We start from the raw sequence: 25,410 nt of genomic DNA, 5'->3' as shown, positions 1-25,410 counted from the left end.
TGACCTGCGCCGGGAGGCATTTCGATTACCTGGCAGGTCATGGAGGCGCTGACGTCGGCGTGATAGGTCTTGGCCCATGAATGCACAGCTTGCTTCGGCGCGCGCCGACCGCGCCAGACCCGTTCATGTCGGTGAGCACCTGCGGCAATGGCGGCAGCGCCGGCATCTCAGCCAGCTCGATCTCGCGCTCGATGCCGAGATCTCGGCGCGCCATCTGAGCTTCGTGGAAACCGGCCGCGCCGCGCCGTCGCGCGACATGGTCCTCAAACTCGCGGAGCGACTGGACGTGCCCTTGCGCGAACGCAACGTTCTGCTGGTGGCGGCCGGCTACGCGCCCGCCTTCCAGCAGCGCCCGCTGGATGATCCGGCGCTCAAGCCCGCGCGCGAGGCGATGAACCTCGTGCTCAAGGCCCATGAGCCCAACCCTGCACTCGCGATCGACCGGTACTGGAACCTGGTCGCGGCGAACCGGATGATCGCGCCGCTGCTGTCAGGCGTCCCACCGCGACTGCTTGCGCCGCCGCTCAACGTGCTGCGCGTGGCGCTGCATCCGGAGGGGCTCGCAGCGCGGACGGTGAATCTCGCCGAATGGTCCGGACATCTGCTCGAGCGGCTGCACCGGCAATGCGAGGCGACCGCGGATGCCGATTTGCTGAAGCTCTATCAGGAGTTGAAGTCCTATCCGTTCCCGGCGCGATCGGCGCCGCTCGCGGCCGACAGCGTCGCGATCCCGCTGCGGCTGCGGGTCGGGACCGACGTGCTGAGCTTCTTCTCGACGACGATGGTGTTCGGCACGCCGGTCGACATCACGTTGTCGGAGCTGGCGCTGGAGACCTTCTTTCCGGCCGATGAGCTCACGGCCATCAGGCTGAAGGAGATGGTTACCTCGCCGTGACCGCGCTTGTCTCGGCGATGCAGAGGCTTATCTTGCGCGGATCGCAAGCGAACCTGGAGCGAGGCGCATGAGCACCTTGAAGCCGCTGATCATTGATGTTGTCTCCGACGTCGTCTGTCCCTGGTGCTACATCGGCAAGAAGCGCATCGAGGACGCGCTGGAGCTCGTGCCGGACGTCCCGGTCGAGGTGAATTTCCGGCCGTTCTTCCTCAATCCCTGGGTGCCGCGCGAGGGCATCAGCCGCGAGCAGTACCTGACGACCAAGTTCGGATCGGTCGAGGCCTACAAGGGCATCGCGGGCCGCGTGGTAGCGGCCGCGGAGCAGGAAGGGCTGAGCTATCATCCCGATCGTGTTGCCCGTCAGCCCAACACGATCGATTGTCATCGCCTGATCCGCTGGGCCGCCGAGATCGGCAAGGCGCCCGAGATGAAGCAGCGGCTGATGGAATTGTATTTCCGCGACGGCGGCGATCTCACCGATATCGATGTGCTGGTGCAGGCCGCAGCGGATTGTGGGCTCGATGCCCAGGTGGTCCGCAAGATGCTGGCGACCGACGAGGATGTGGCGCTGGTCTCTGCCCAGGCGCAGGAGGCCGCAGAGAAGGGCATCTCGGGAGTTCCGACCTACGTCTTCGCGCAGAAATACGCCGTCTCCGGCGCGCAGGATCCGCAGATGCTGGCGCGCGCCATCCGGCAGGTGTCGGCGGAGGTCAACGCCGAGGCGGCTGAGTAGTCGGCCGGCGCCTTCGGATAGCGCGGATCGCATGCACCGCGCGACGTGCGATGGCCAGGCCTTCGCGTCGTGCCGTCAACGCGGCATGAATGAGCTCGACGATCGGATCGCGCGCGTAGAGCGGGATCAGCACATCGCCGATGACGAGGCGTTCGCGCCAGATCGGGTTGATCATGGGATGGTCGGGACCGGCAGTGGAGTCGGCGGCGTTGATCTTCGGATCCGCGCAAAGGTGCCGTGTCAGGTCGAGCGTCAGCTGGACACCGGGCGAGTATTTCGCGAAGCGCTCGTCGACGCCGAGCTTGAAGAAGAAGGCGCGGTCCTGATGGCGCAATACGAGGCCCGCGGCAACGGTGGTGTCGCCCGTCAGGAGGCTGATGATCTCGCAAGCCTCGTGCTGCGCCAGTGCTGGTGACGCGCGTCGGATGAACGCCGCGTCACCGTCGTGCTGGATCAGCGCAGTGCCGCGGCGTCCCTTCCAGCCGCTCGCCTCCAGGACCAGAAACGTCTCCAGCGCAGCGGAGACGTCGCCGGGAGAGCGCGCGACCTCGAAGCGAACCGCGCCATGCTCGGCCAGCCGATGACGCAGGCGGCGCAACTCCTTCAGCTTCTTGGCGCCGAGCGCGTCATGCAGCACTTGGTCGGCGTCCCCGGTCGCATCGAGAAAGGCTCTTTCATAGCAATGCAGCATGCGCGGGCGCAGGCCGCCGCGACGAAGGGCCGCGTCGAACGCCTGCATCACGGAGCCTGCCAGCGACATGTCGCGCAGCAGCACGGCGCGAGCGCCTGTTCGTCGCGCTTCGTCGAGCATCTGCGCCGCAGCCGGCTCCGCGCTCCCTGCGTCGAGCAGCGGCGTGCACAAAGTGCCGTAGGGATGGCCACTGGTGAGCGCGGGCAGTGGAAGCCTGCAGGCATGCCATAGGGAGGTCGTGGGCATCAGGCCGATGAGACGCGAGGGCTGATCGTCGTCCCATGCGCAGAGCGCCGATGTTCCGGTGCGGCCACGCGCCGTGGCGTTCACCGCGCGTTCCCAGCCGGGCAGGTAATAGCCGTTCGGCTCGCGCGCACGCTCCGCCAGATCCTGCCATGCCTGCGGTGAAATGGTCTCGATCGGCACCAGATCGGCGGCGCGCACGCGCGCGAGCGGATCGGCCTGGTGGTCCCTTGCCGTCGATGAAGCAGTCGCAATCGCGCGATCGATGATCTCGGCCACGTCCCGATGGTCCCCTCGCGGCGCGGACAACCCGCACCGCGCGGGCGACACTAGCGCAAAGCTGACAAGAGACACTTGACGTTGGCAGACAATTCGAATCGATGCGTTAACGGCCGGTTCAGCCTATCGCCGGCTGCGATCAGCGGATCAGCGCCACCTCGCGGAAGGCGCCGATCAGGGGTTTCTCGAGCTTGCCCTCCATCCCCTGGAGGATCTCATAGGCCTTCTCGCGCGTCATCACCGGCTTGTAGCTGCGATATTCGATCAGCGCAGAGAAGATGTCGGAGATGGTGAGGATGCGCGTCAGATCTGGAATGTTGTCGGCCATCAGCCCATCGGGATAGCCGCTGCCGTCGAGAAATTCGTGATGGTGGCGCACCGCCTTGAGCACTTCGTCGGTGATCGCTGCGTTGTCCTTCAGCGCTTCGTAGCCGGCCACGGGATGGGTTTCCACCAGCGTGCGTTCCTTGACGTCGAGCCGTCCCGGCTTGTCGAGAATGGTCAGCGGGATTTTGGCCTTGCCGATGTCGTGGAACATCGCGGCCATGTAGAGACGCTCCAGATCGGAACTGTGGACGCCGAGGCTCAAGCCGAAATCCACGGTGATGCCGGTCACCAGCAGGCAGTGCTGATAGGTGCCCTCGTGATGGCGGCGAACGGTGGCGAGCCAATCGGACAGACCGTTTTCTGCAATGCATTCGGCAATCCGCTTGCCGGCGCGCCGGGTCTCCTCGACGTCGATCGCTGCACCGCCCAGCACGGCTGCAAACATCGAGGCGATGCAGGACGCGCCGGCAAATGCGGCCTGTCGGTCGTCGACCGCGATGCTCTTGGCCGCAGAACCGGGGCGCACATCGAGCAGCTTTCCGAGCAACTGATTGCGGCTCGGCATGCTCGACAGCACGCTCGTCGCGCCGAGCGCATAGGCCTGGACCGTCGACAGACGGGATTTGTTGTTGGTCAGGAAGATCCGCCGCGGAATACGCGAGAGCCGGTCGGAGATCTCCTTCAATGCGGTGATGTTGTCGACGTGGCGCAGATCGGCGGCCACGACGATCGCGTCGATGTCTCCGCCTTTGAAGTCGGCGTTACCGATCAGTTCAGATGTGAGCGAGCAGCGCTCGGCCAGCATGCCGCGAAGCAGAGCGAGCTTGGCTGTGTCATCGCCGACGAGGTGAACGTTCATGGAAAGCCGCGTCCAGGGTCATTCCGCGCTTTTGCGAACCAGATGTTCCGCAGGAATCGTTAAATTTGAGCCATTCGTTCGCTGTGCGGTTGCGGAATTGCGTTAGCTAAGAACTAACAATCCGCAACCGATGCGGTAGCCCGTTCCTGCACGCCAACTGACGTGGCGAGTTCCAGTCGACGTGGCGGATCCAGATCGCCTTCGGGTCAAATCACTTTGTCGGCAGGACGGCTTTGTAATCTTCAGAAACACAGTCGTCGACGGACGCCGCGCGTCGCCGGTCGATGATCTCGTTGTGCCTGATCGTGAGCCGATAGGTCTGGCGCCGGAGCGCGGCGCCGCTCACCGAGATGATTCCGGCCCGCACGCAGGCGGTCCATGTATCGCCGGCATCCGTCTGTCGGGCGGATGTGGCCTCGAGATCGCGCGGCAGCGTCGTTGCGACGAAGATCATGTCGAGATTCTTGCGCACCAGAAGTGCGACATCCGGCGCGGCTTCGGGCTGCGGCGGCGCGGGCGCCTTGGCGCGCATGAAGGCCGGCAGGCGCGCATTGCTGTCGGCGGCGCAGCCGGCCAGAAGCAGGGCCGAGAGCAGCCCCACCTGTGACGCAATCCGCCGCATGTCTCATCGCCCCCGTTGCGGCGCGCACGCTAGCCAGCGATCGCGGCATTGCTACGGGGATCTCGTGCAGCAACGATGTCCGGCCGCGGGCGGATGCAGCAAGGGCGCGAACGGCGCCGGCCGTGCGGCATCGTGCTCACCGGATTGTGCCCGTCGGGATGAACCGGGTCACGAACCGGCCCGACCAACAGGCACGCCATGAGCAGATTGGAGGTCCCATGTTTCGGCACGCTCTCAGGGCTGCATTGCTCGCCGGCGGCCTGCTTGCCGGCCTCACTCCCGCATTGGCCGAAACCAGCCGGCTGGCGCTGGTGATCGGGCAGTCGGCCTATCGTTCGGTGACGCCGCTGCCGAATCCCGCCAACGACGCCAAGGTCATGGCGCAGATGCTGGGGGAGGCGGGGTTCGAGGTGACGACGGCCGCCGATCTGTCGCAGCGGGACCTCAACAGGGAGGTGGGCGACTTTGCCGCCAAGATCGCGGCCAAGGGACCCGACACGGTCGCGCTGGTGTTCTATGCCGGCCACGGCCTGCAGATCGATGGCGAGAACTATCTCGTGCCCGTCGACGTGGATCCGCGACGTGAAGCCGACATTCCGCTGCAGGCCGTGCGTCTCAACGATCTCCTGAACACGCTGAATTCTGTGCCGAGCCGGATGCGCATCCTGCTGCTCGATGCCTGCCGCAACAATCCGTTTCCTGCCATCAGCCAGAACGCGGGCCGCGGCCTTGCGCTGGTGGACACCAAGACCGGAGCACCGGGCACGTTCCTGTCCTACTCGACCTCGCCTGGCGCAGAAGCCGAGGATGGCACCGGCGCCAACAGCCCCTACACCACGGCGCTGCTGCAGGCGGCGCGGGAACCGGGCCTTCCGATCGAGCAGGCGTTCAAGCGCGTGCGCGTCGCGGTGAACAAGGTCACCGAGGGTCGGCAGACGCCGTGGGATTCGTCGTCCTTGACGGAGGATTTTCGCTTCGTGGTGTCGGCGGATGCGGGCGCTGCCGATGCCGGCCCGCGGCCGGTCGTCGCCAAGCGCAGCGTCGACGAGTGGAAGCGCAGCCTGCAGGGCAAGCCGATCGAGGCCGCCAACGAAATCATCGTCGGCGACGGCAGCGTCGAGGCGTACGAGGCCTTCGTGGCGCTTTACACCGCGCCGCCCTATGGCCCGCAGGCGCGCGAATGGCTCGACCTCCACAACAGGATGGCAGCCTGGAACGAGGCGGTGCTGATCAATACGGTGGCGTCCTATCAGGGCTTTCTCGACCGCTATCCGAACAGCGACCTGACCCCGACCGCGCGCAAGCTGATCGAGCGCTTGCGCAACCGGCCTGTGGTGACGCCGGTGGTGGCGGCCGCCAACGCAGCGATCCCGGCCGCCGCTCCGGCAACCCCGCCGGTCGTGCCGGCCGTTGCCGCGGCTGGTCCCACCTGTCCATGCTCGCAGACGCCTCCGCCGGCCCGGAAGTCCGAGACGCAGAAGCGGGTCGAAGAGAAGCCGGCCCGAAAGCGCGACGAGGATCCGCCCAGGCGCGCCAGCCGCACACCCCGTCGCGATCCAGATGATGTCGTCGTCTATGCGCCGCCGCCTCCGCCGCGCGAGTATTATGGACCGCCGGTGCGCGTGGCACCGCCGGTCAGTATCGGGATCGGTATCGGCGGTGGCTATGGCGGTGGTTATGGGCGGGCTCCGCAGAGCTATCCGACACGGCGTGGTTACGGCTACTGAAGCTCGCTGACCTCTGCGCATCGATGTGGCCGTCCGCAGGGGCGGCCACTGACGTTTGAGAGGTTCGTTCGGGTCATCCTCTCGGTTCCGCCATCCGTCATCGCCCACCACCACTCGTCCCGCGGATGCCGCCGCCCGTCCCATCCCGCTCGATCCGCCTGCGCAGGCTGCTTTCATGGCCCGGCTGCGTCGCCTCGGATGCAGTTTGCGGGAGGAAGAGGTCCATGTCATTGCGTCGAGCGGGTGTTTGCGCGGTCGTCATCTGGAGCCAACTGATGGTGGTGCCGGCCGTCTCCTGGCAGCACTGGGGCGGCGATGCCGGTGGGACGCGGTTCTCTCCGCTGGCGCAGATCACGCCTTCCAATGTCGATCGGCTCGTGCCTGCCTGGGACTATCACACCGGGGATCTGCAGAGCCGGCCGCCCGCGGCCGCCTTGCGGACCAAGTTCGAGGCGACGCCGATCCTGGTCGAGGACAGCCTGGTGTTCTGCACGCCGTTCAACGAGGTGGTGGCGCTCGATCCCGGCACCGGCGTTCAGCGCTGGCGTTTCGATCCCAAGGTCGGCAACGGACGGCGCCCGGCCAATCGCTATGCCTGCCGCGGCGTTGCCTATTGGGTGGACGAGCGGGCGCCGGCCGGCGCGGCGTGCCGCAGCAGGTTGTTCATGGGCACGGTCGATGCCCGCCTGATCGCCCTCGATGCCCGGACAGGGCAGCCCTGCGCCGGCTTCGGAGCAGACGGTGAAGTGCGGATCGACATCGCCAAGGATCTGCTGTGGCCGGGCGAATTCCAGATCACCTCGGCGCCGGTGGCGAGCAGGGGCGTCGTGGTGGTCGGCTCATCGATCGGCGACAATGTGCGGGTCGATGCGCCCGAAGGCACGGTCCGCGGCTTCGATGCGCGCACCGGCGAGCTGCGCTGGCGTTTCGATCCGCTGATCCATGACGGCATCGCGGCGGGACATGCGAACGTCTGGGCGCCGATGTCGGTCGACGAGGTGCGCGGCCTCGTGTTCCTTCCGACATCCTCGCCCAGTCCGGATTTCTTTGGCGGTGCGCGTCCGGGTGACAACAGGCACGCCGATTCCGTGGTCGCTCTGCGGATCGAGAGCGGCGCACTGGCCTGGTCGTTTCAGACCACGCATCACGACGTCTGGGACTACGATCTGCCGGCGCAGCCGACCCTGGCGCGGATCGAGACCGGGCAGGGTGCACGTGACGTCGTGATGCAGCCGACCAAGCAGGGTTTCGTGTTCGTGCTCGACCGCGACACCGGCGCGCCGATCTGGCCGGTGGAGGAGCGCGCGGTGCCGCAGGGCGCCGTCGAAGGTGAGGTTCTGTCGCCGACGCAGCCGTTCCCGACCCATGTGCCGCCGCTGCTGAATCAGCACTTCGAAGTGGCAGAGGTATTCAGGGCCGTGCCGCGCGTCGTCGATTCCTCCTGTGACGATCAGCTCGCGGCGTTGCGCAATGATGGTCTCTACACGCCACCGACGACCCGGGGCGCGTTGCTGTTTCCGATGACCGGCGGCGGCGTGAACTGGGGCGGAGCGGCGTTCGATCCCGTTCATCAGATCCTTTACGCCAATGTCAGCCGCGCCATCCACATCGTGAGGCTGATCCCGCGCGCGGAAGCTGACGGGATGACGCCGCCGCGCGGTGTCGATGTCGGGCTGCAGCGCGGGTCGCCGTTCGCGGTGACGCGGGTGGTCGCCATGTCCAAGCTCGGCCTGTTGTGCAACCGGCCGCCATGGGGTGAAATGGTCGCGGTCGATCTCAAGGCCGGCAAGATCCTGTGGCGCTCGACCGTCGGCACCACCGAGGATCGCGCACCGCTCGGGCTGGCGTTCAAATGGGGCACGCCGCTCGTCAACGGCGTCGTAGTCACAGCCGGCGGCCTCGTCTTCACCGGCGCAATGGACGCCTATCTGCGCGCCTTTGATGCTGTCTCAGGTCAGGAGCTCTGGCAGGGCCGGTTGCCCGCGCCGGGCGTCGCCAATCCGATGACCTATGAATGGAAGGGCGAGCAATTCGTGGTGATCGCAGCGGGCGGCCATTCGGAGGCGGGCACATCGCTCGGCGACAGCGTCGTGGCGTTTCGGCTGGCGCGCGATGGCGAAGGGCCCTCGCTGTGGTCACGGACGATTGATCGTCCGGGCGGACGGTTCGCCGCCGGCGCCCTGCTCGCGGCCGTGGTGCTGGGTGGCCTGTTGGTTGCATCGTGGCGATGGCGCCTGCGGCGGGCCTAGCCCTCTCGCGTCGCGATCAGTCGAATGCCACGCCGATCCGCTTGTCGTGGCTCCAGACTGCGTGGCAGCGCCGCGTGAACTTGTCGGCCGGGATCACCAGCGTGAAGGCTTCGGGCAGACCGACCGGGCTGACCACCTCGACCCTGGCGCCGGTGTCGGACATGTTGCGGACCATGCAATCGACCGCGCCGCCGCCGTCGAACGCCAGCCTGCCCTGCTTCAGCACCCGATGCCTCGGTGCAATGCGCTTGTCACTCGTCTCGCTCATGGCCTGTAACCCGGTGCCGAATGGCGTCACCTTTCGCGTCAAAAGCACCTAAAATAAATCAGTCTCGCGTTTCGATCAGATGAATCCGGCCTGCGAAGCCCGGGCCGTCGCCTTCATGTTTCGTTAACCCCCCGCCGGGCCGCCGATCAGAGAGGCCGCAGATCAGAGCATCGCGAAGGCGCTCGACACCATGGCCACCGGCTTGCCATCGCTGGCGCTGGTCAGTGTGACCCGCCCGAAGCTCATGGTGCGGCCCATCCGCACCACGCGCGCATCCGCCAGCACGTCAGCGGAGGCAACGGCGCGCATGAAATGCGTGGTCTGGTCGACAGTGGTCATCGGCCGGTAGCCGCCGCTCGCCGTGACCATCCCGATCACCATCGCGGTATCGGCAAAAGCCATCAGCGCCTGGCCGCAGACGACGCCATTGTCGCGGCAGAGCCGCGGCGAGAACGGCATGCGCAGGATGGCGCCGGCTTCGCCCTGCGGAGACGGCGCGATGTCCTCGACGATCAAGCCAAGATCCTTGATCCAGGGCGCGAACGCGTCATCGAGGATGCGCCTCGCGTCGTCGGTGGTGAAGTTCAGGGTCTCGTTCGGCACGCGCGGAGGTCCTTCCATGATCGTGTCATCGATTTGTCTTGGCATCGACTTGCCTCGCCGCGATCGGCGGAGCCGCCGGAATGTTGCCGCAGAGCGGCGGCTTGAAAAGGCCGGAGTTGGAAAACTATGATGAGGGCACACCGTGGAACAGACGGCAGGTGCGCGCAGACGATGCGGCCGTGAACATCCCGACCTGCGGTCCACCGTTCCGGCACAGTGCCGCGGGCTTGGCGCATGGCGAAGCGATGGTATAAGGCGCCTATACCGGGGAGTAACCAATGAAGAAGCTGATCGTGACGATGGCGGTCGCCGTGCTGGCCGGCTGGGCGGTTCCCGCAATGGCGCAGATGCCCAACATCAACCTTCTCGCCGACGGTCCCTCCAAGTCGCCCGAGGAGAAAGAGGCCGAAGCGGCGCGGGAGCAGGCCTACAAGGACACCATGCGCAAGATTCCGGACGCCAAGACGAGCGCCGATCCCTGGGGCAACGTCCGGGCGGCGGAGCAGCCCAAGGCGGCGCCTGCCATGAAGACCACCGCGGCCAAGAAGCCGAAGGCTGTCGGCAGCACCAACTGAGATTTATCGCGTTCGGGTCGGGCGGGCTCTGACCCTCCCGGACCCGCTTGCCGATTGCGGACTCGGATTCCTCGCGGCCCCGTCTATATTGACGGTGTGGCAGCGCGTTGGAGTTCGTCGATGGGGATGCGTCCTCGAGACATTGCCGGCCGGATGGCGGCCCGGCGCCAGAAGAAGAGCGCGGGCCCGGTTCGCGACGGCTACGTTCGTGACACGTTCACGCTGCCGCGCGAGCAAGCGCGCGCCAAGGCCCGCGATTATCTGACCCGCTATCCCAAGGCCGGCTACATGAGCGCCGTCGAAAGCTGGCGCGAGCTTCCCGATGGGGCCATCGAGTTCACGATGCGGCGGCTTCCCAGCGCCGATTGAATCATTCCGGCTAGCGCCTCATTCCTTCTCGCCGAGAAGCTTGCGCGTGTCGCGATTGATGAAATGAAGCCGCGTGCAGGCCTTGCAGACCACGGTTTCATAGGCGTACGCGGGATCGCCGGGCTTCGGCTCTTCCAGCCAATGCTGCACGTTCATCCCCGTTCGCGGACATTTGAAGATCAGATTACCCATACAAATTTAAATGTCTGCCAGGATGCAGACAGGCATTTTGATCTGGATCAAGCTCGGCTGGCGAAATGACGCGCAGTCACCTCGCCGGCCACAGGCTTCGGTTGTGGTTCTCGTCGGTGACGATCTACAAGAGCTGTGGCGGGCCGTCAGGCCTGATCCAGCGACTCGGCGACGATCCGGATGCGGAAGACCGGCTGCCGTGCCTCGTCGAGCAGCTCCATCTGCCATTCGGAGTTTTCGGCGAGCTTGCGCGAGATGCTGCTGGCCATGTCGGCACAGACGGTGGTCATCTCTTTCCAGGCTGCGTTGCGGTCGGCGCACTCGGTCCCATACTCGGACGCGCCTGAGAAGTGGCCGTTACGGATACGAAAGAAATAGAGCGGCATTGCCAAAACCGGTGAGCCCTGACCGCCCCAGGCCGCTGGGTTTGATGTACGCATCGCAAATGGAAGCGCAAAACCCCCTCGGATCAATTCCGGTAAAATACGGTCGGTCGCGCTGTCCGCTCGGTTGAGCTGATTGCCGTTGAGGATGTGCGGCGCAACCGGACGGATTGCGGGCCAACGAATGAGCCTCGGACCGCCGCGGTCCGAGGCTCGGCGTCAACGTCGTAGCTTCCCAGCGAGGGCAGTTCGGCAATGACGTAGTTAGACTAGTGCGAAACTTGTAGGCGTGCCTTGCGTCAGATCAAGGTTGCCATCTCGATCAATCGCCGTGGGACGCGCGCCTAGCTGTGATCGAAGATCCGTTCCGGCATGACTGTCAGTCGGTAGGCGATCTGCGTCGCGCCGTCGACCATTTCCAAGAGTTCATCGCATGCCGGACAACGCCTCTCTCCCGCGGCGCCTTGCTGCGAGTGAAGCTCGATCCTTTGAAGGCCGGCCCTGCAGGACGGGCACGTCACGTCATCTCTTGTCATCGCCAATATGAAGCGCAACGCAAGCGATCCGTTCTCCGACATCACGACAATGACGGGGGATGCATCCCGCGCGGAGCTATCAACGTCGAAAGCCCCGGACGTCGTCCGGGGCTTTCTTTCGGCGCGGATGGTTTCAGGGCCGGGCGCCTACGGGTGACGGAGCCTGCAAATATTGTAGCTGGCAGGCTGCAAGGGATCGGTCGACGGCACCACGGGCGATACACCAAAGGCGATACACCACTGACAATGTGCGGCGACCATCATCGCAACGAACAAACAAATCCGGGGCTGATCAAAAATTTGCTCAGACGTACGACAACCACGATTCTATAACGCAACCCAAAGTTTATGACAATGGTTTGTGGCTTGAAGATGTCGTGAGTGCTGCGTGATGCGGATCACGCCGGCTTCCATTCGGCCCACTCATTCGCCCGGTCATAGGGGGCTGCGCGAACGGCCCTCGTGGCTCCCTCTGGCATGGCACGAGACAGCGTCCTGGGGTTCGCCGTTTCATCTGTCGCTCGTCATATGGCGGCCGTCGAGCTGTTCGCGCGCCGGCCATTGCTTCGGTCGGAACGCTGGGTGCCATTCTGCTTCAGAAAGCCGCGGCAGATCCGCGGACGCTTCTGTGGCGGAACTTCATGGCCGGACACAGCTTGCGCGCGGCCGAGCATTGCATGCGCATCTGCATCGAAACCGTGCGCCTGCACGCACGATGAGCCGAACAAAAGCAGAAGAGGCGAGGGAACTTCGTTCCTGTCAGGAGAACCACGGAATGTGCGATCTACGCACGCGTGTAGGAGTTGGTAGTTTAAAGGAAAAGACCTGACGAGCACGATCGGTCCAACGATTGCGGCGTTGAAGTCGGCGAGGTCTTCGCTGGGAATCCAGTACTCGCGATGCTTGCGGCCGCCGGCCTCGCGCACCTCGTAGGTGTCGATGAAGCCTCGCAGGATCGCGAAGCGCAGCACGTGGCCGGCGCCGCTCGCCGGCACGTTCCAGTCCCGTGCGATCTTCACGGCATAGTCCTCGGTGAGCACCGGGTAGAAGATCGGCTGCTCCGGAAGGCGCGGCGGAAACGCACGCATGCCCGACGCCTCGATCAAGGCAAGCTCCTTTGGGCCGACGGGGCGCCACAGCGTGAGGGTCTGTTCGTTGTTGGATCCGGTCATGCTGGTCCCGAAAATTGGAAGCGGTGTGCGAGGCTCATAGAGAACGACCAGCAGGATGATGGGGCACGGCCGGGACGACACTAACAACTTATAATTGAGTTGATGTCTGCCGCAGGCGCGGTGGGCGAGGTTGGAGCGCTCGGACAGGCTGGTCATCATCCGCGCGATCGCCGGTCGGCGGCTGCGCCGCTCGCGCACATGGCTTCCGCCTCCAGCCGGATCAGGATCCTTTCGCGGTCGCCGTCATCCAGCACCCCGTACTTCGCTTCTGGGCGCGCTGATCGGGCAGCGCTCCCTCGCTGCTGCTCGGTGGACTGCGCCGCCGGCCCCCGAGTGGCAGGCGTGTCCCCGCGGTTGTCAGGGGGGCTGAGAGCGGTGATTGTTGAGAAGAACATATTGCGAACAAAGAACGGATGGAGTACATTCACCTCAAGATTGCTGGCCGACCTCGTTAACCGTTTGTCCATCTCGCGAATCCCCGCCATAAGGAGCGCCAATGTCCGCCACCGCCCTGCGTATCGTCGAAGGTTCCTCAATGGATAAGAGTAAGGCGCTCTCTGCTGCGCTGTCCCAGATCGAACGTCAGTTCGGCAAGGGTTCGGTGATGAAGCTGGGCAAGAACGACCGCTCGATGGATGTCGAGACGGTGTCGACCGGCTCGCTCGGGCTCGACATCGCGTTGGGGATCGGCGGGCTGCCAAAAGGGCGGGTGGTCGAGATCTACGGGCCGGAATCGTCGGGCAAGACCACGCTGGCGTTGCACACGGTGGCCGAGGCGCAGAAGAAGGGCGGCATCTGCGCCTTCATCGATGCCGAGCACGCGCTCGATCCGGTCTATGCGCGCAAACTGGGCGTCAACATCGACGAACTCCTGATCTCGCAGCCGGATACGGGTGAGCAGGCGCTGGAAATCTGCGACACGCTGGTGCGTTCGGGGGCGGTCGACGTGCTGGTCGTCGATTCCGTCGCGGCGCTGGTGCCCAAGGCCGAGCTCGAGGGTGAGATGGGCGAGTCGCTGCCCGGCCTGCAGGCCCGCCTGATGAGCCAGGCGCTGCGCAAGCTGACCGCTTCCATCAACAAATCCCACACCATGGTGATCTTCATCAACCAGATCCGCATGAAGATCGGTGTGATGTATGGCTCGCCGGAAACCACCACGGGCGGCAACGCGCTGAAGTTCTATGCCTCGGTGCGCCTCGACATCCGTCGCATCGGCGCGATCAAGGAGCGCGATGAGGTGATCGGCAACACCACCCGCGTCAAGGTGGTGAAGAACAAGCTGGCGCCGCCGTTCAAGCAGGTCGAGTTCGACATCATGTATGGCGAGGGCGTGTCCAAGATGGGCGAGATCCTCGATCTCGGCGTCAAGGCCGGCATCGTCGAGAAGTCCGGCGCCTGGTTCTCCTACGACAGCCAGCGTCTCGGGCAGGGACGCGAGAATTCGAAATCGTTCCTCAAGGCCAATCCGGACATGACCGCCAAGATCGAAGCCGCGATCCGCCAGAACTCCGGCCTGATCGCCGAGCAGATCCTGGCCGGCAATGCCGAGCGCGACGCCGACGGTGAGGAGCCGGCGGAAGAGTAGGAGTACGGCGGCGGCGGGCGCCGTGGACGTTGAGTTGCCGACGTTCCAGCGCCCGTTTGCAGATGTGTGGTGCTCTGCCGAAATCTGCGGCTGCTGCATTCCCGAATGCAGCGAGAATGCGTCTCTGAGCGCCGGATACGATCTTCAACGCGAATAACTGAAAGCGCGTGCGCGGACGAGCGGACCGGATCCGCGCGGCAGCACCGGGATTTCCGACGCCGATCCTGGGCGTCGGGAGCCGATCGCGAATATGTTGATAGCGCCTTGAGCCAATCGGGCCGTGCCGGAGCCAACAGCATGACGCGTTTGATTCTAGCGGCCGATGATCCGAGCGCCGGAGCGCTTCGGAGGGGCGGCTTTGCCGACCTGGTGGTGCCGATTCTCCATCGTTTCGTGTGGGGACCGCTGCCATCCGATGCCGAATTATCGGCGTATCTCATCCAGCGCACCACGCGACGGAAGAGGGGGCATTGGTTGGATTTCGCCTCGCGTGGCGACGTCATGGCGGCTGGCGGGCGGAGTCACAGTTTTCTCGAACTTGTTGACCGCTGCGATAGCGTCGAGCTGTGGATGGGGACCCGTCCGAACGACCAGTTGGTACTGATCTGGCTCTTGGATTATCTGCGCCATCACGCGGAGATCGCGACGAAGATCGTATTGCGGCATGTCGATGTACCGCTATTCGATGCCCCGGCCGGGCGACTCGCCGGTCGGACCATTGCCGGCGTAGAGCTCGCACGTGAGCATCTCGACCTGGGTCATCTGGCATGGCGGGCGTTTCGAGCGCCGACGCCGCAAGCCTGGTTCGATCTGTTGAAGCAGGATCTCAGTGCCCTGCCGCAGCTTCGCCGCTGCGTGCAGGAGATGCTCGATGAGCTTCCCGGTGTTGCGACGGGCCTCGGAGCGTCGGAGCTGAGAATCCTCGAATTGCTGTCAGCCGGCTATCACCAGCCGTTCGACCTGTTGCCGCATCATCGGGATCGCTTTCAACGCCGCGTCTATGACTATTGGGAAGGAGGCACGTTGCTCGACGGTCTGGCGCTCGCGCCGGTGCCCGCAATTTCGGGCCTCGCCGAATGGCCATTCTCGGTCGAGATGCACGACAGACGTGAACGCCTCGAGCGCTACAAGGCCAGCACGCTGTCGCTGACACCGCTCGGCAAGGCAATCCTCGCCGGCGAGGAGGATTTCAGCAGCCAAAATCCGATCCGGCGCTGGTGGGGCGGCACCGAATTGATCAACGCCAATCTCTGGCGTTGGCATGCGATGCTCATCGCTCCGGATCCTGGCACGCCTCACGTCATTGATTGTCGCGAGCCGTGGCGCCCGATCCCTTGGAGCATGCGTGAGGAGGCTTACTCCGCCGCCTGGGCGTAGTCCGCCACCGGCGGGCATGAGCACACCAAATTGCGGTCGCCGTAGACGTTGTCTACGCGGCCGACCGGGCACCAGTACTTGTCGGTGCGCGAGGTGCCCGCGGGGAAGCAGCCCTCGCTGCGCCGGTAGGCCCTGTTCCAATTGTCGTCGGCGATGTCGTGCACCGTGTGCGGCGCGTGGCGCAACGGCGAGGCCTCGATTCCGAAGCGGCCCTGCTCGACCTCGGCGATCTCCTGGCGGATCGCGATCATGGCGTTGCAGAAGCGGTCGAGCTCCGCCTTGGACTCCGATTCCGTCGGCTCGATCATCAAGGTGCCCGCCACCGGGAAGCTCATGGTCGGCGCATGGAAGCCGTAGTCGATCAGTCGCTTGGCGATGTCGTCGACGGTGACGCCGCTGCTCTGCTTGAGCGGCCGCGGATCGATGATGCATTCATGCGCGACGCGGCCGCGCTCGTTGCGGTAGAGCACCGGAAAATGCGAATCGAGCCGTGCCGCGACGTAGTTGGCATTGAGGATCGCGATCTCGGTGGCGCGGGTCAGGCCGTCGCCGCCCATCAGCAGCATGTAGATGTAGGAGATGGTCAGGATCGAGGCGGAGCCATACGGCGCCGCCGAGACCGGCCCGATCGGATGCGCGCTCGCGCCATCGGTCGCAGGGTGACCGGGCAGGAAGGGCGCCAGATGCGCCTTCACGCCGATCGGCCCCATGCCCGGGCCGCCGCCACCATGCGGAATGCAGAACGTCTTGTGCAGGTTGAAATGGCTGACGTCGGCGCCGTAATCGCCGGGTCTGGAGAGGCCGACCTGCGCATTGAGGTTGGCGCCGTCGAGATAGACCTGTCCGCCGTGGGCATGGACGATGTCGCAGATGTCGCGGATGTGCTCCTCGAACACGCCATGCGTCGAGGGATAGGTGATCATGATGGCGGCGAGCTTGGCGCTATGCGCTTCCGCTTTGGCCTTGAGATCGGCGAGATCGACATTGCCGCCTGCATCGCAGCCGACCACGACCACCTCCATGCCGGCCATGTGCGCCGAGGCCGGGTTGGTGCCGTGGGCGGAGGAAGGAATCAGGCAGATGGTGCGATGGCCCTCGCCGCGGGCGGCGTAGTAGCCGCGGATCGCCAGGAGGCCGGCATATTCGCCCTGCGCGCCCGAGTTCGGCTGCAGCGACACGGCATCATAGCCGGAGATCCGGCACAACCAGTCGGTCAGATCGGCGAACATCGTATGATAGCCGGCGGCCTGCGCGCGCGGCACGAACGGGTGCAGGCTGGCGAATTCCGGCCACGTCAGTGGAATCATCTCGGTCGTCGCGTTCAACTTCATCGTGCAGGAGCCGAGCGGAATCATCGCGCGATCGAGCGCGAGGTCGCGGTCCGCGAGCTTGCGCAGATAGCGCAGCATCTCGGTCTCGGAGCGATGCGCGTGGAACACCGGATGGGTCAGGTACGGCCGCTGCCGCTTGAGCTCGGCCGGCAGCGCCTCGCGCGCTTCCGCCTCGATCGCCGTGTAGGAGAGGTCGCCGCCGAAAGCGCGCCAGACGGCTTCGACGACATCGGCCGTCGTGGTCTCGTCGAGCGCGATCCGCAGCCTGCTGCCGTCGCGGCCGAGATTGATCCGCTCGCCTTCCGCGAGGGCGATGATCGAATCGGACTTGGCGCCGGCCTCGACGGTGACCGTGTCGAAGAAGGTCTCGCTTTCCGGCGCAAAGCCGAGCTTGCGCAGCCCTGCAGCCAGCACTGCGGTCCGTCGATGCGCGGTGCGGGCGATCGCCTTCAGCCCGTCGGGGCCATGATAGACCGCGTACATCGCAGCAATCACCGCCAGCAGCACCTGCGCCGTGCAGATGTTCGAGGTCGCCTTCTCGCGGCGGATGTGCTGTTCGCGGGTCTGCAGCGCCAGCCGATAGGCGGGCGCACCGCGCGAATCGACGGACAGGCCGACGATGCGGCCGGGCAGCGAGCGCTTCAGCGCTTCGCGCACCGCCATATAGGCCGCATGCGGTCCGCCATAGCCCATCGGCACGCCGAAGCGCTGCGCCGAGCCGATCGCGATGTCGGCACCGAGCTCGCCCGGCGAGGCGATCAATGTCAGCGCCAGCAGGTCGGCAGCGAGGATCGCGAGCGCGCCCTTGTCGTGCAGCCGGGCGATCGCGGGGCGCGGATCGCGCAGCGCGCCCGTCGTATCCGGATATTGCAGCAGGCCGCCGAACACCTCGGCGCTGTCCAGATCTTTGGCCGGGTCGCCGACGATCAGCTGCCAGCCGAGCGGCTCGGCGCGGGTGCGCAGCACCGCCAGCGTTTGCGGGTGGACATCCTGATCGACGAAGAACGCCTTGGTCTTGGTCCGCGCCGACCGCTCGGCCAGCGCCATCGCCTCCGCCGCCGCCGTGGCTTCGTCCAGCAGCGAGGCATTGGCGACGTCGAGCCCGGTGAGATCGCAGATCATGGTCTGGAAGTTGAACAGCGCCTCCAGCCGGCCCTGGCTGATCTCCGGCTGATAGGGCGTATAGGCCGTGTACCAGGCCGGGTTCTCCAGGATGTTGCGCTGGATCACCGCCGGCATGAGCGTGCCGGAATAGCCTTGGCCGATCAGCGAGGTGAAGACCTGATTCCGCGCGGCGAGTGCGCGCATGTGTGACAATGCTTCGGGCTCGCTCAGCGCCGGATCGAGGGTGAGCGGCGCCGTCTGCCGGATCGTGCCGGGCAGCGTCTGCGCCATCAGCTCCGACACGCTCTTGGCGCCCACGGTCTCCAGCATCGCCGCGACGTCGCGGGGGGAAGGACCGATATGGCGGCGGGCGAAGCTGGTGGCGGCATCATCGAGCGGCTTGAGCGGCGTGGTCATGAGCAAATCCTCTATGCCTCGTCATGCCCCGCGACGGCGGGGCATCCAGTAAACATCGATGGTGAGATCAGGCGGAGAGAGCGCGGCGTAGTGGATCGCCCGGTCGAGCCGGGCGATGACAGTGGTGAGTATCGCCGCACCGCACGTCTCACGCCGTATGCGCCTTGTAGGCGGCCTCATCCATCAGGCCGCCGAGCTCGCCCCGGTCGGCGATCTTGAGCTTGAAGAACCAGGCCTTGCCGCCGGCGTCGGTGTTGACGAGCGCAGGCTCGTCGACGATCGCCTGGTTGACCTCGACCACCTCGCCGCTGATCGGCGCGTAGACGTCGGAGGCGGCCTTGACCGACTCGACCACGGCGGCAGCTTCCGACTTCTTCAGCGCGCGGCCGACCTGCGGCAGCTCCACGAACACGACGTCGCCGAGCTGGGCCTGCGCATAGTCGGTGATGCCGATGGTGGCTGTGTCGCCATCGATTCTGAGCCATTCATGGTCGGAGGTGTAGAGCGTGGTCATGGATGTCCTTCAGCGCTTGTAGGTGTTGGGAACGAAGGGCATGGCGGCGACGCGCAGCGGCAGGCGCTGGCCGCGCACATCGGCGAACAGCCGGGTGTCGATTGCGGAGAGGGCGGTCGGCACGTAGCCCATGGCGACCGGCGCATTCAGCGTCGGTCCGAAGCCACCGGAGGTGACCTGGCCGATCGGCTCGGCCGCGTCGGCGCTCGCGAACAGCGGCGCGCCCTCGCGCACCGGTGCGCGGCCCTCGGGCCTGAAGCCAACGCGGCGGCGTGTCGCACCGCCATCGAACTGCACCAGGATCCTGTCGGCGCCGGGGAAGCCGCCAGCACGCGCGCCGCCGGTGCGGCGGACCTTCTGCACCGACCATTCCAGCGCGGCCTCGACCGGCGTCGTCGTCGTGTCGATGTCATGGCCGTAGAGGCAGAGCCCGGCCTCGAGCCGCAGGCTGTCGCGGGCGCCCAGCCCGATCGGCAGCACGTCCTTGTCGGACAGCAGGGCCTCGGCGAGCTGCTCGGCCTTGTCGGCCGGAACGGAGATTTCGTAGCCGTCCTCGCCGGTATAGCCGGAGCGCGAGACATAGCAGGCGAGCCCGTCGACCATGCGCGGGCCGGCGTCCATGAACCGCATGCCCTCGGCGTCTGCACAGAATTTCGCCAGCACGCTCGCGGCCTTCGGCCCCTGCAGCGCCAGCAGCGCGCGGTCGGTCAGCGGCTGCACGTCACAAACGTCGGACAGCCCGTCGCGCAGCAGCTTGATGTCGGCGTCCTTGCAGGCGGCGTTGACCACCAGCAGCAGGTGCTCGCCGAAATTTGCCACCATCAGGTCGTCGAGAATGCCGCCGTCGGCGTTGGTGAACTGGGCATAGCGCTGCCGGCCTGCCGGGATGCCGACGATGTCCTGCGGCACCAGCCGCTCGAGCGCGGCTGCGGCGTCGGCGACCTTGCCGGATTTCGGCACCAGCGCGACCTGGCCCATGTGGGACACGTCGAAAAGTCCGGCCGCGCTGCGGGTATGGAGGTGTTCCTTGAGCACGCCGGGGGCGTATTGCACCGGCATCTCATAGCCCGCGAAGGGCACCATCTTGCCGCCAAGGCTGACATGCAGCGCATGGAGCGGCGTTCGCTTCAAAGAAAGGGGGGCAGCCGGTTCAGCCATCGATCAGGGGTCCTCGCGCGGTTCCTCGGGACCAGTCCCGAAAAACGCCACCGAAGCCCCATCTGTCGCTGTGCCTGAGAGTATTATCCCGTCGGCGGACTCGGTCCGGTCAAAGCCCGGCCAGCGTCTCTTTCCAGATGCAGTTGCAGTCGCGAGGGTCCTTTTGCCTGAGAGTTTCCGGGGCGGTTGCTCCTTCGGCGCCGACCCTTGAAGTTCAACCAGAACCTCAGAAGACCGGTCTCTCCCGACGCGACTGTCGTCTATGTCCCGGACCAAACACCAGCCCGCGCAGGCTGTCAACGCGTCACTCGGGCTTTCAACCAGCTTTAGGAGCCGTGCAGCAACCCCATGATGTTTCTGCACAGTTTCTGGACACGCGAAGTCCCCTTGTCTAAAAGCATCACCGCCGAATTCCCGGACTTCTTCGATTGGATTGCTATGAGCGGCGTCAACGAGATCAGGTCGACCTTCCTCAACTTCTTCGCCGCGAACGGCCACGAGATCGTGCCGTCCTCGCCGCTCGTGCCGCGCAACGACCCGACCCTGATGTTCACGAACGCCGGCATGGTGCAGTTCAAGAACGTCTTCACCGGCGTCGAGAAACGGCTCTACAACCGCGCTACGACGTCGCAGAAGTGCGTGCGCGCCGGCGGCAAGCACAACGACCTCGACAATGTCGGCTACACCGCACGGCATCACACCTTCTTCGAGATGCTCGGCAACTTCTCGTTCGGCGACTACTTCAAGGAGAACGCCATCGAGCTCGCCTGGAAGCTTGTCACCAAGGAGTTCGGCCTTCCCAAGGACAAGCTGACCGCGACCGTCTATATCGACGACGACGAGGCGTTCGGCCTCTGGAAGAAGATCGCCGGCCTGCCGGAATCCCGCATCATCCGCATCGCCGGCTCGGACAATTTCTGGCAGATGGGCGACACCGGCCCGTGCGGCCCGTGCTCGGAAATCTTCTACGACCACGGCGACAAGATCTGGGGCGGCCCGCCGGGCTCGCCGGAGGCCGATGGCGACCGCTTCATCGAGATCTGGAACCTCGTGTTCATGCAGTATGAGCAACTTGAGGGCGGGGCCCGCAATCCCTTGCCGAAGCCGTCGATCGACACCGGCGCGGGCCTGGAGCGCGTTGCCGCGGTGCTGCAGGGCAAGCACGACAATTACGACATCGACCTGTTCGTCGCCCTGATCCGCGCCATCGCCGACCTCACCAATGCCGACCCGCAGGGCCCGCAGAAGGCGAGCCTGCGCGTCATCGCCGACCATCTGCGCGCCTCGTCGTTCCTGATCTCCGACGGCGTGCTGCCGTCCAACGAAGGCCGCGGCTATGTGCTGCGCCGGATCATGCGCCGCGCGATGCGCCACGCCCAGCTGCTCGGCGCCCGCGAGCCCCTGATGCACAAGCTGGTCGGTACGCTCTCCCGCGAGATGGGCCAGGCCTATCCGGAGCTGATCCGCGCCGAGGCGCTCATCAAGGAGACGCTGCGACTCGAAGAGACCCGCTTCCGCAAGACCCTGGAGCGCGGGCTGGCCATCCTCGACGAGAAGTCTGCCACTCTGAAGAAGGGCGACATGTTCGACGGCGACGTCGCCTTCACGCTGTACGACACCTACGGCTTCCCGCTCGATCTCACGCAGGACGCGCTGAAGTCGCGCGGCATCAGCGTCGACCAGGCTTCCTTCACCGACGCCATGGACCGCCAGCGCGCCAAGGCGCGCGCCGCCTGGGCCGGCTCCGGCGAGGCTGCGACCGAGACCGTCTGGTTCCCGCTGCGCGAGAAGCTCGGCGCCACCGAGTTCCTCGGCTATGAGACCGAGACCGCCGAAGGCGCAGTGACCGCGCTGGTCAAGGACGGCGCCGAGGTCGAGAGCCTCAAGGCCGGCGAGAGCGGCGTCATCGTGCTCAACCAGACCCCGTTCTACGGCGAATCCGGCGGCCAGGTCGGCGACACCGGCCTCATGACCGGCGACGGCGTCCGCGTCCGCATCACCGACACCCAGAAGAAGGCCGGCGACCTGTTCGCGCATATCGGCACGGTAGAGCAGGGTACGCTCAAGCTCGGCTCCGCGCTGCAACTCGACGTCGATCACAGCAGGCGCTCGGCGATCCGCGCCAACCATTCGGCGACCCATATCCTGCACGAGGCGCTGCGCCAGGTGCTCGGCGACCACATCGCCCAGCGCGGCTCGCTGGTCTCGCCCGACCGCCTGCGCTTCGACTTCGTCCATCCGAAGCCGATCACCCCGGAGGAGCTCGCCCGCGTCGAGGACATCGCCAACGACGTCGTGCTGGAGAATGCCGAGGTCACGACCCGCCTGATGGGGCTGGACGATGCCCGCGAGGCCGGCGCCCGCGCGCTGTTCGGCGAGAAATATGGCGACGAGGTCCGCGTCGTCTCGATGGGCAACGTCGCGCGCGAGCAGGGCTCGAACGCGATGGGCTGGTCGGTCGAGCTGTGCGGCGGCACGCATGTCAGGCGCACCGGCGACATCGGCCTGATCGCGGTGACCTCCGAGAGCGCGGTGGCGTCCGGCGTCCGCCGCATCGAGGCGCTGACGGCGCGCGGCGCCCGCGCGCATGCCAGCCACAATCTGTCGCTCGCCAAGGCCGCCGCGGCCGAGCTGCGCACCACGGTCGAGGACGTACCGGCGCGCATCACCGCGCTGATGGAGGAGCGCAAGAAGCTCGAGCGTGAGCTGTCGGACGCGCGCAGGAAGCTCGCCATGGGTGGCGGCCAGGAGACCGGCAACGGCGCTCCCGCCGGGATCCGCGACGTCGGCGGCATCAAGCTGATGGCCCGCGCCGTCTCGGGCATCGAGATGAAGGATCTCAAGTCGCTGGCCGACGAGGCCAAGAAGCAGCTCGGCTCGGGCGTCGCCGCGATCGTCGGTGTCACCGAGGACGGCAAGGCCGGCGTCGTGGTCGGCGTCACCGCCGATCTCACATCGCGTTTCAATGCGGTCGACCTCGTGCGCGCCGCGTCCGAGGCGTTGGGCGGCAAGGGCGGCGGCGGCCGTCCCGACATGGCCCAGGCCGGCGGCCCCGACGGCAGCAAGGCGGAGGCCGCGCTGGCCGCGATCGAGAGCGCGATCGGCAAGGCCGGCTGATCGTGCCGCCGCTCGGGCCGGGCGAGAGCGTTCGCGATCCCGATCTGCGCGACCGGCTGTACGAGCTGCTCGAGCACGACCATCTGCCGAGCACGCACGGCTCGCGCGTCGTCCAGTTCATCGTGCTCGTCATCACGCTCGACGTGCTGGCGGTGGTGCTGGCATCGGACCCGGACATCGCGGCCGCCATTGGCGGACTGCTGCGCGCGATCAAGATCGGCGCGCTGATCGTCTTCGCCGCGGAGTATGTCGCCCGTCTCTGGAGCGTCGCCGGCCACATGCCGCGGCGGCAGTCGCCGCGCCAGGATCGCTTCGCTTACGCCTTCTCCGCGCTCGGCGTCGTCGACCTCCTGTCCTTCGTGCCGGCCGCGATTGCGCTCGTGCTTGGCGACCGCAGCCTGGAAGCGGTGTGCATCGTGCTGCCGTTCCTCAAGCTGGTGCGCTATTCGCCGGCGCTGCGCTCGCTGCTGTCGGCGGTGCAGGCCGAGCGGCGCATCTTGATCGGCTGCCTCGTCATCCTGGCCGGCGCGGTGCTGCTGTTCGCCTCGCTGCTCTACGCGGTCGAGCGCGACGTCCAGCCGGACAAGTTCGGCACCATCCCGCATGCGATGTGGTGGGCGATCGTGACACTCGGCACCGTCGGCTATGGCGACGTCGTGCCGGTGACGCCGCTCGGCCGCATCATCACGGTGTTCGCGATCATCTGGGGCTTTGCCATGATCGCGCTGCCGGTCGCGATCATCTCGACCGCGTTCGCCGAGGAGATCAAGCGGCGCGACTTCGTCGTCACCTGGGGCATGCTGGCGCGGGTGCCGCTGTTCTCGCATCTTTCGGCGTCCGAAATCGCCGACATCATGCGGCTGCTGCGCGCGCGCACGATCGAGTCCGGCGAGGTGCTGGTGCGGCGCGGCGATGCCGCCTCCTCGATGTATTTCATCACTGCCGGCGAGGTCGAGATCGAGCTGCCGACGCAATGCGTCAAGCTCGCCGACGGCACGTTCTTCGGCGAGATCGCGCTGCTGCATCGGACCAAGCGCTCGGGCACCGTGACGGCGACACGCAAGACCCGGCTGCTGGTGCTCGACGCGCAGGATTTCCACGCCTTGATCGCGCGGATGCCGGCGCTGGCCGCGCATGTCCGGACCATCGCCAAGGCGCGCATGGCCGATTCCGGCGACCTCGCCCTCGCCGAGCTGTCGCAGGCCGAGCACGACGACCAGACGGACGGGTAGGTCCGAACAACGAGTCCCGCTGTCATCCTCCCCTGGAGGGGGAGGGGCGCCTCGCGGGGAGCGAAGCGAGACGTGAGGCGGGGCGGGGTGATCTCTCCGGCAGCACCAGCATCCGTGGCTTCACCCCACCCCGCTCGCCCGCTTCGCGTGCGATCGACCCTCCCCCTCTAGGGGAGGGTGAGACCGAGATCGCCGCCCAAGACAGATTGCCCATCAACGTCCTCGCTGCGGCGAGCGGGGAGTGGCGCAGCTACGAGCTTTATCTCATCTACCAACCAGTCAAACAGCCGGGCATACACACGCGGTCCCGCGGCGCGGTCGCGCCCGGGGGATGCGGAAAGCATTCGCCCTCGAAACATGATGAGGGCGCAGGGAATGCCGGGTGAGGGCCTCACCCATGGCCCGCCTGCGAAAAAAATGCAGGCGGCAGGTACCACAGGCAAAGCCGGTTCATCCGGCATTCCCTGCGCGGCGGTTTTAACGCTTATACGCGATCTCCTCGGTGCACCGGGCTTGTTGGCCACCGTGCGCGACGACGCGCTTCTCGCCCGCCGCCGCGGGGACACCAGCTTCGGGGTGTCAGGACCACGCGACTTCACGTCCGCAAGCGCATCATTCGTCCGCGCATGAAGCGCGCTGATGCCCTCACGTCCACCGCATTGCCGGCCCAACGTTTCGTGACGACGCGTACGCCCCTCATCCGGACCGGAACGAAGGGAGCATAGACATGATCTGCTGATTTTCGGAAGTGGTTTATTTTTGCGCGAAGCTCTTGAAATGAGCGATGATATTGAAGTCGCTGACGAAACGCGCCGTTCCGGCGAGCGCCGATCGGGGGTCGGCGGAGACCGA

Annotated in this window: 20 protein-coding genes, 1 pseudogene and 1 riboswitch; of the genes and pseudogenes, 10 read left to right on the top strand and 11 right to left on the bottom strand. The window is 66.0% G+C overall.

Features of this window, described 5'->3' with window-relative positions; translation table 11 throughout:
* Window positions 1-76 precede the first annotated feature (76 nt).
* Both QW881_RS21715 and QW881_RS21710 read left to right on the top strand, forming a co-directional pair.
* The gene (locus QW881_RS21715; protein WP_315756535.1) at window positions 77-895 is read left to right on the top strand and encodes a helix-turn-helix transcriptional regulator; all 819 of its coding nucleotides are present in this window, start codon (window positions 77-79) and stop codon (window positions 893-895) included.
* 67 nt (window positions 896-962) lie between these two features.
* Window positions 963-1,628, top strand: a complete 666-nt coding sequence (locus QW881_RS21710; protein ID WP_315756534.1) for a DsbA family oxidoreductase — start codon at window positions 963-965, stop codon at window positions 1,626-1,628.
* On the opposite strand, the gene QW881_RS21705 is transcribed toward QW881_RS21710, so the two are convergent.
* From QW881_RS21705 to QW881_RS21695, 3 genes are all read right to left on the bottom strand, one after another.
* The gene (locus QW881_RS21705; protein WP_315756583.1) at window positions 1,606-2,763 is read right to left on the bottom strand and encodes a GNAT family N-acetyltransferase; all 1,158 of its coding nucleotides are present in this window, start codon (window positions 2,761-2,763) and stop codon (window positions 1,606-1,608) included. The genes QW881_RS21710 and QW881_RS21705 overlap by 23 nt on opposite strands.
* 217 nt (window positions 2,764-2,980) lie before the next feature.
* Window positions 2,981-4,027 (bottom strand): HD-GYP domain-containing protein, encoded by a 1,047-nt coding sequence (locus QW881_RS21700; RefSeq protein ID WP_315756533.1) that lies wholly within the window; start codon window positions 4,025-4,027, stop codon window positions 2,981-2,983.
* A gap of 211 nt (window positions 4,028-4,238) precedes the next feature.
* The gene (locus QW881_RS21695; RefSeq protein WP_316172823.1) at window positions 4,239-4,559 is read right to left on the bottom strand and encodes a hypothetical protein; all 321 of its coding nucleotides are present in this window, start codon (window positions 4,557-4,559) and stop codon (window positions 4,239-4,241) included.
* Window positions 4,560-4,867: 308 nt separating this feature from the next.
* Between QW881_RS21695 and QW881_RS21690 the strand changes: the two genes are divergently transcribed.
* Together QW881_RS21690 and QW881_RS21685 are read left to right on the top strand one after the other, a co-directional pair.
* Entirely contained in the window at window positions 4,868-6,376 is a 1,509-nt protein-coding gene (locus tag QW881_RS21690) for a caspase family protein (protein ID WP_315756531.1), read from the top strand.
* Between the two features lie 275 nt (window positions 6,377-6,651).
* Window positions 6,652-8,625 (top strand): pyrroloquinoline quinone-dependent dehydrogenase, encoded by a 1,974-nt coding sequence (locus tag QW881_RS21685; protein WP_315756582.1) that lies wholly within the window; start codon window positions 6,652-6,654, stop codon window positions 8,623-8,625.
* A gap of 16 nt (window positions 8,626-8,641) precedes the next feature.
* Here QW881_RS21685 and QW881_RS21680 read toward each other — a convergent pair whose 3' ends face one another.
* Together QW881_RS21680 and QW881_RS21675 are read right to left on the bottom strand one after the other, a co-directional pair.
* Window positions 8,642-8,893 carry a PilZ domain-containing protein gene (locus tag QW881_RS21680; RefSeq protein ID WP_315716061.1) on the bottom strand — a complete coding sequence of 84 codons (252 nt, stop codon included), beginning with the start codon at window positions 8,891-8,893 and terminating at the stop codon, window positions 8,642-8,644.
* A gap of 162 nt (window positions 8,894-9,055) precedes the next feature.
* Window positions 9,056-9,514 carry a PaaI family thioesterase gene (locus QW881_RS21675; protein ID WP_315756530.1) on the bottom strand — a complete coding sequence of 153 codons (459 nt, stop codon included), beginning with the start codon at window positions 9,512-9,514 and terminating at the stop codon, window positions 9,056-9,058.
* Window positions 9,515-9,774: 260 nt separating this feature from the next.
* On the opposite strand from QW881_RS21675, the gene QW881_RS21670 reads away from it, so the two are divergent.
* Both QW881_RS21670 and QW881_RS21665 read left to right on the top strand, forming a co-directional pair.
* The gene (locus QW881_RS21670; RefSeq protein ID WP_315739911.1) at window positions 9,775-10,071 is read left to right on the top strand and encodes a hypothetical protein; all 297 of its coding nucleotides are present in this window, start codon (window positions 9,775-9,777) and stop codon (window positions 10,069-10,071) included.
* 120 nt (window positions 10,072-10,191) lie between these two features.
* Window positions 10,192-10,440: a hypothetical protein gene (locus tag QW881_RS21665; protein WP_315756529.1), complete on the top strand. Its 249-nt coding sequence runs from the start codon at window positions 10,192-10,194 to the stop codon at window positions 10,438-10,440.
* A gap of 18 nt (window positions 10,441-10,458) precedes the next feature.
* Here the strand turns inward: QW881_RS21665 and QW881_RS21660 are convergent, their stop codons facing one another.
* The 3 genes and pseudogenes from QW881_RS21660 to QW881_RS21650 form a co-directional block, all read right to left on the bottom strand.
* Window positions 10,459-10,596 carry a hypothetical protein gene (locus tag QW881_RS21660; RefSeq protein ID WP_315739909.1) on the bottom strand — a complete coding sequence of 46 codons (138 nt, stop codon included), beginning with the start codon at window positions 10,594-10,596 and terminating at the stop codon, window positions 10,459-10,461.
* Window positions 10,597-10,778: 182 nt separating this feature from the next.
* Window positions 10,779-11,018, bottom strand: a complete 240-nt coding sequence (locus QW881_RS21655; protein WP_012045383.1) for a DUF6894 family protein — start codon at window positions 11,016-11,018, stop codon at window positions 10,779-10,781.
* Window positions 11,019-12,366: 1,348 nt separating this feature from the next.
* Window positions 12,367-12,657, bottom strand: a pseudogene (locus QW881_RS21650) (ADP-ribosylation/crystallin J1); the annotation flags it as partial.
* A gap of 562 nt (window positions 12,658-13,219) precedes the next feature.
* Between QW881_RS21650 and recA the strand changes: the two are divergent.
* Window positions 13,220-14,308, top strand: a complete 1,089-nt coding sequence (gene recA, locus QW881_RS21645) for a recombinase RecA (protein WP_315739908.1) — start codon at window positions 13,220-13,222, stop codon at window positions 14,306-14,308.
* Between the two features lie 297 nt (window positions 14,309-14,605).
* Window positions 14,606-15,685, top strand: coding sequence for a DUF1835 domain-containing protein (locus QW881_RS21640; protein ID WP_315756528.1), 1,080 nt, complete (start codon window positions 14,606-14,608; stop codon window positions 15,683-15,685).
* Here QW881_RS21640 and gcvP read toward each other — a convergent pair.
* From gcvP to gcvT, 3 genes are all read right to left on the bottom strand, one after another.
* A complete protein-coding gene (gcvP, locus tag QW881_RS21635) occupies window positions 15,664-18,537 on the bottom strand; it encodes an aminomethyl-transferring glycine dehydrogenase (RefSeq protein ID WP_315756527.1) in 2,874 nt (957 codons plus the stop codon). The genes QW881_RS21640 and gcvP overlap by 22 nt on opposite strands.
* A gap of 148 nt (window positions 18,538-18,685) precedes the next feature.
* Window positions 18,686-19,051 carry a glycine cleavage system protein GcvH gene (gcvH, locus tag QW881_RS21630; protein ID WP_315756526.1) on the bottom strand — a complete coding sequence of 122 codons (366 nt, stop codon included), beginning with the start codon at window positions 19,049-19,051 and terminating at the stop codon, window positions 18,686-18,688.
* A 9-nt stretch (window positions 19,052-19,060) separates the two neighbouring features.
* A complete protein-coding gene (gcvT, locus tag QW881_RS21625) occupies window positions 19,061-20,209 on the bottom strand; it encodes a glycine cleavage system aminomethyltransferase GcvT (RefSeq protein WP_316159029.1) in 1,149 nt (382 codons plus the stop codon).
* A gap of 145 nt (window positions 20,210-20,354) precedes the next feature.
* Window positions 20,355-20,466, bottom strand: a riboswitch (glycine riboswitch).
* Window positions 20,467-20,647: 181 nt separating this feature from the next.
* Between gcvT and alaS the strand changes: the two genes are divergently transcribed.
* Complete coding sequence (alaS, locus tag QW881_RS21620; RefSeq protein WP_315756581.1) at window positions 20,648-23,326, top strand: alanine--tRNA ligase; 2,679 nt, start codon at window positions 20,648-20,650, stop codon at window positions 23,324-23,326.
* A 2-nt stretch (window positions 23,327-23,328) separates the two neighbouring features.
* Window positions 23,329-24,558, top strand: a complete 1,230-nt coding sequence (locus QW881_RS21615; protein ID WP_315739936.1) for a cyclic nucleotide-gated ion channel — start codon at window positions 23,329-23,331, stop codon at window positions 24,556-24,558.
* Window positions 24,559-25,410 lie beyond the last annotated feature (852 nt).

It is taken from the genome of Bradyrhizobium sp. SZCCHNS3016 (genome assembly GCF_032484535.1).
Taxonomy (GTDB): Bacteria; Pseudomonadota; Alphaproteobacteria; order Rhizobiales; family Xanthobacteraceae; genus Bradyrhizobium.
The sequence above is the reverse complement of the archived record's forward strand: the minus strand, read 5'-3'. Positions and strand labels throughout refer to the sequence as shown.

Excerpts from the sequence above, each read along its gene's own strand:
- QW881_RS21660 (WP_315739909.1), bottom strand. The coding sequence starts at position 10,596 with ATGAACGTGCAGCATTGGCTGGAAGAGCCGAAGCCCGGCGATCCCGCG.
- QW881_RS21665 (WP_315756529.1), top strand. The coding sequence starts at position 10,192 with ATGGGGATGCGTCCTCGAGACATTGCCGGCCGGATGGCGGCCCGGCGC.
- QW881_RS21715 (WP_315756535.1), top strand. The coding sequence starts at position 77 with ATGAATGCACAGCTTGCTTCGGCGCGCGCCGACCGCGCCAGACCCGTT.
- QW881_RS21685 (WP_315756582.1), top strand. The coding sequence starts at position 6,652 with ATGGTGGTGCCGGCCGTCTCCTGGCAGCACTGGGGCGGCGATGCCGGT.
- gcvH (WP_315756526.1), bottom strand. The coding sequence starts at position 19,051 with ATGACCACGCTCTACACCTCCGACCATGAATGGCTCAGAATCGATGGC.
- QW881_RS21670 (WP_315739911.1), top strand. The coding sequence starts at position 9,775 with ATGAAGAAGCTGATCGTGACGATGGCGGTCGCCGTGCTGGCCGGCTGG.
- QW881_RS21655 (WP_012045383.1), bottom strand. The coding sequence starts at position 11,018 with ATGCCGCTCTATTTCTTTCGTATCCGTAACGGCCACTTCTCAGGCGCG.
- gcvP (WP_315756527.1), bottom strand. The coding sequence starts at position 18,537 with ATGACCACGCCGCTCAAGCCGCTCGATGATGCCGCCACCAGCTTCGCC.
- QW881_RS21690 (WP_315756531.1), top strand. The coding sequence starts at position 4,868 with ATGTTTCGGCACGCTCTCAGGGCTGCATTGCTCGCCGGCGGCCTGCTT.
- QW881_RS21675 (WP_315756530.1), bottom strand. The coding sequence starts at position 9,514 with ATGGAAGGACCTCCGCGCGTGCCGAACGAGACCCTGAACTTCACCACC.
- QW881_RS21640 (WP_315756528.1), top strand. The coding sequence starts at position 14,606 with ATGACGCGTTTGATTCTAGCGGCCGATGATCCGAGCGCCGGAGCGCTT.
- recA (WP_315739908.1), top strand. The coding sequence starts at position 13,220 with ATGTCCGCCACCGCCCTGCGTATCGTCGAAGGTTCCTCAATGGATAAG.
- QW881_RS21680 (WP_315716061.1), bottom strand. The coding sequence starts at position 8,893 with ATGAGCGAGACGAGTGACAAGCGCATTGCACCGAGGCATCGGGTGCTG.
- alaS (WP_315756581.1), top strand. The coding sequence starts at position 20,648 with ATGAGCGGCGTCAACGAGATCAGGTCGACCTTCCTCAACTTCTTCGCC.
- QW881_RS21710 (WP_315756534.1), top strand. The coding sequence starts at position 963 with ATGAGCACCTTGAAGCCGCTGATCATTGATGTTGTCTCCGACGTCGTC.
- QW881_RS21695 (WP_316172823.1), bottom strand. The coding sequence starts at position 4,559 with ATGCGCGCCAAGGCGCCCGCGCCGCCGCAGCCCGAAGCCGCGCCGGAT.
- QW881_RS21700 (WP_315756533.1), bottom strand. The coding sequence starts at position 4,027 with ATGAACGTTCACCTCGTCGGCGATGACACAGCCAAGCTCGCTCTGCTT.
- gcvT (WP_316159029.1), bottom strand. The coding sequence starts at position 20,209 with ATGGCTGAACCGGCTGCCCCCCTTTCTTTGAAGCGAACGCCGCTCCAT.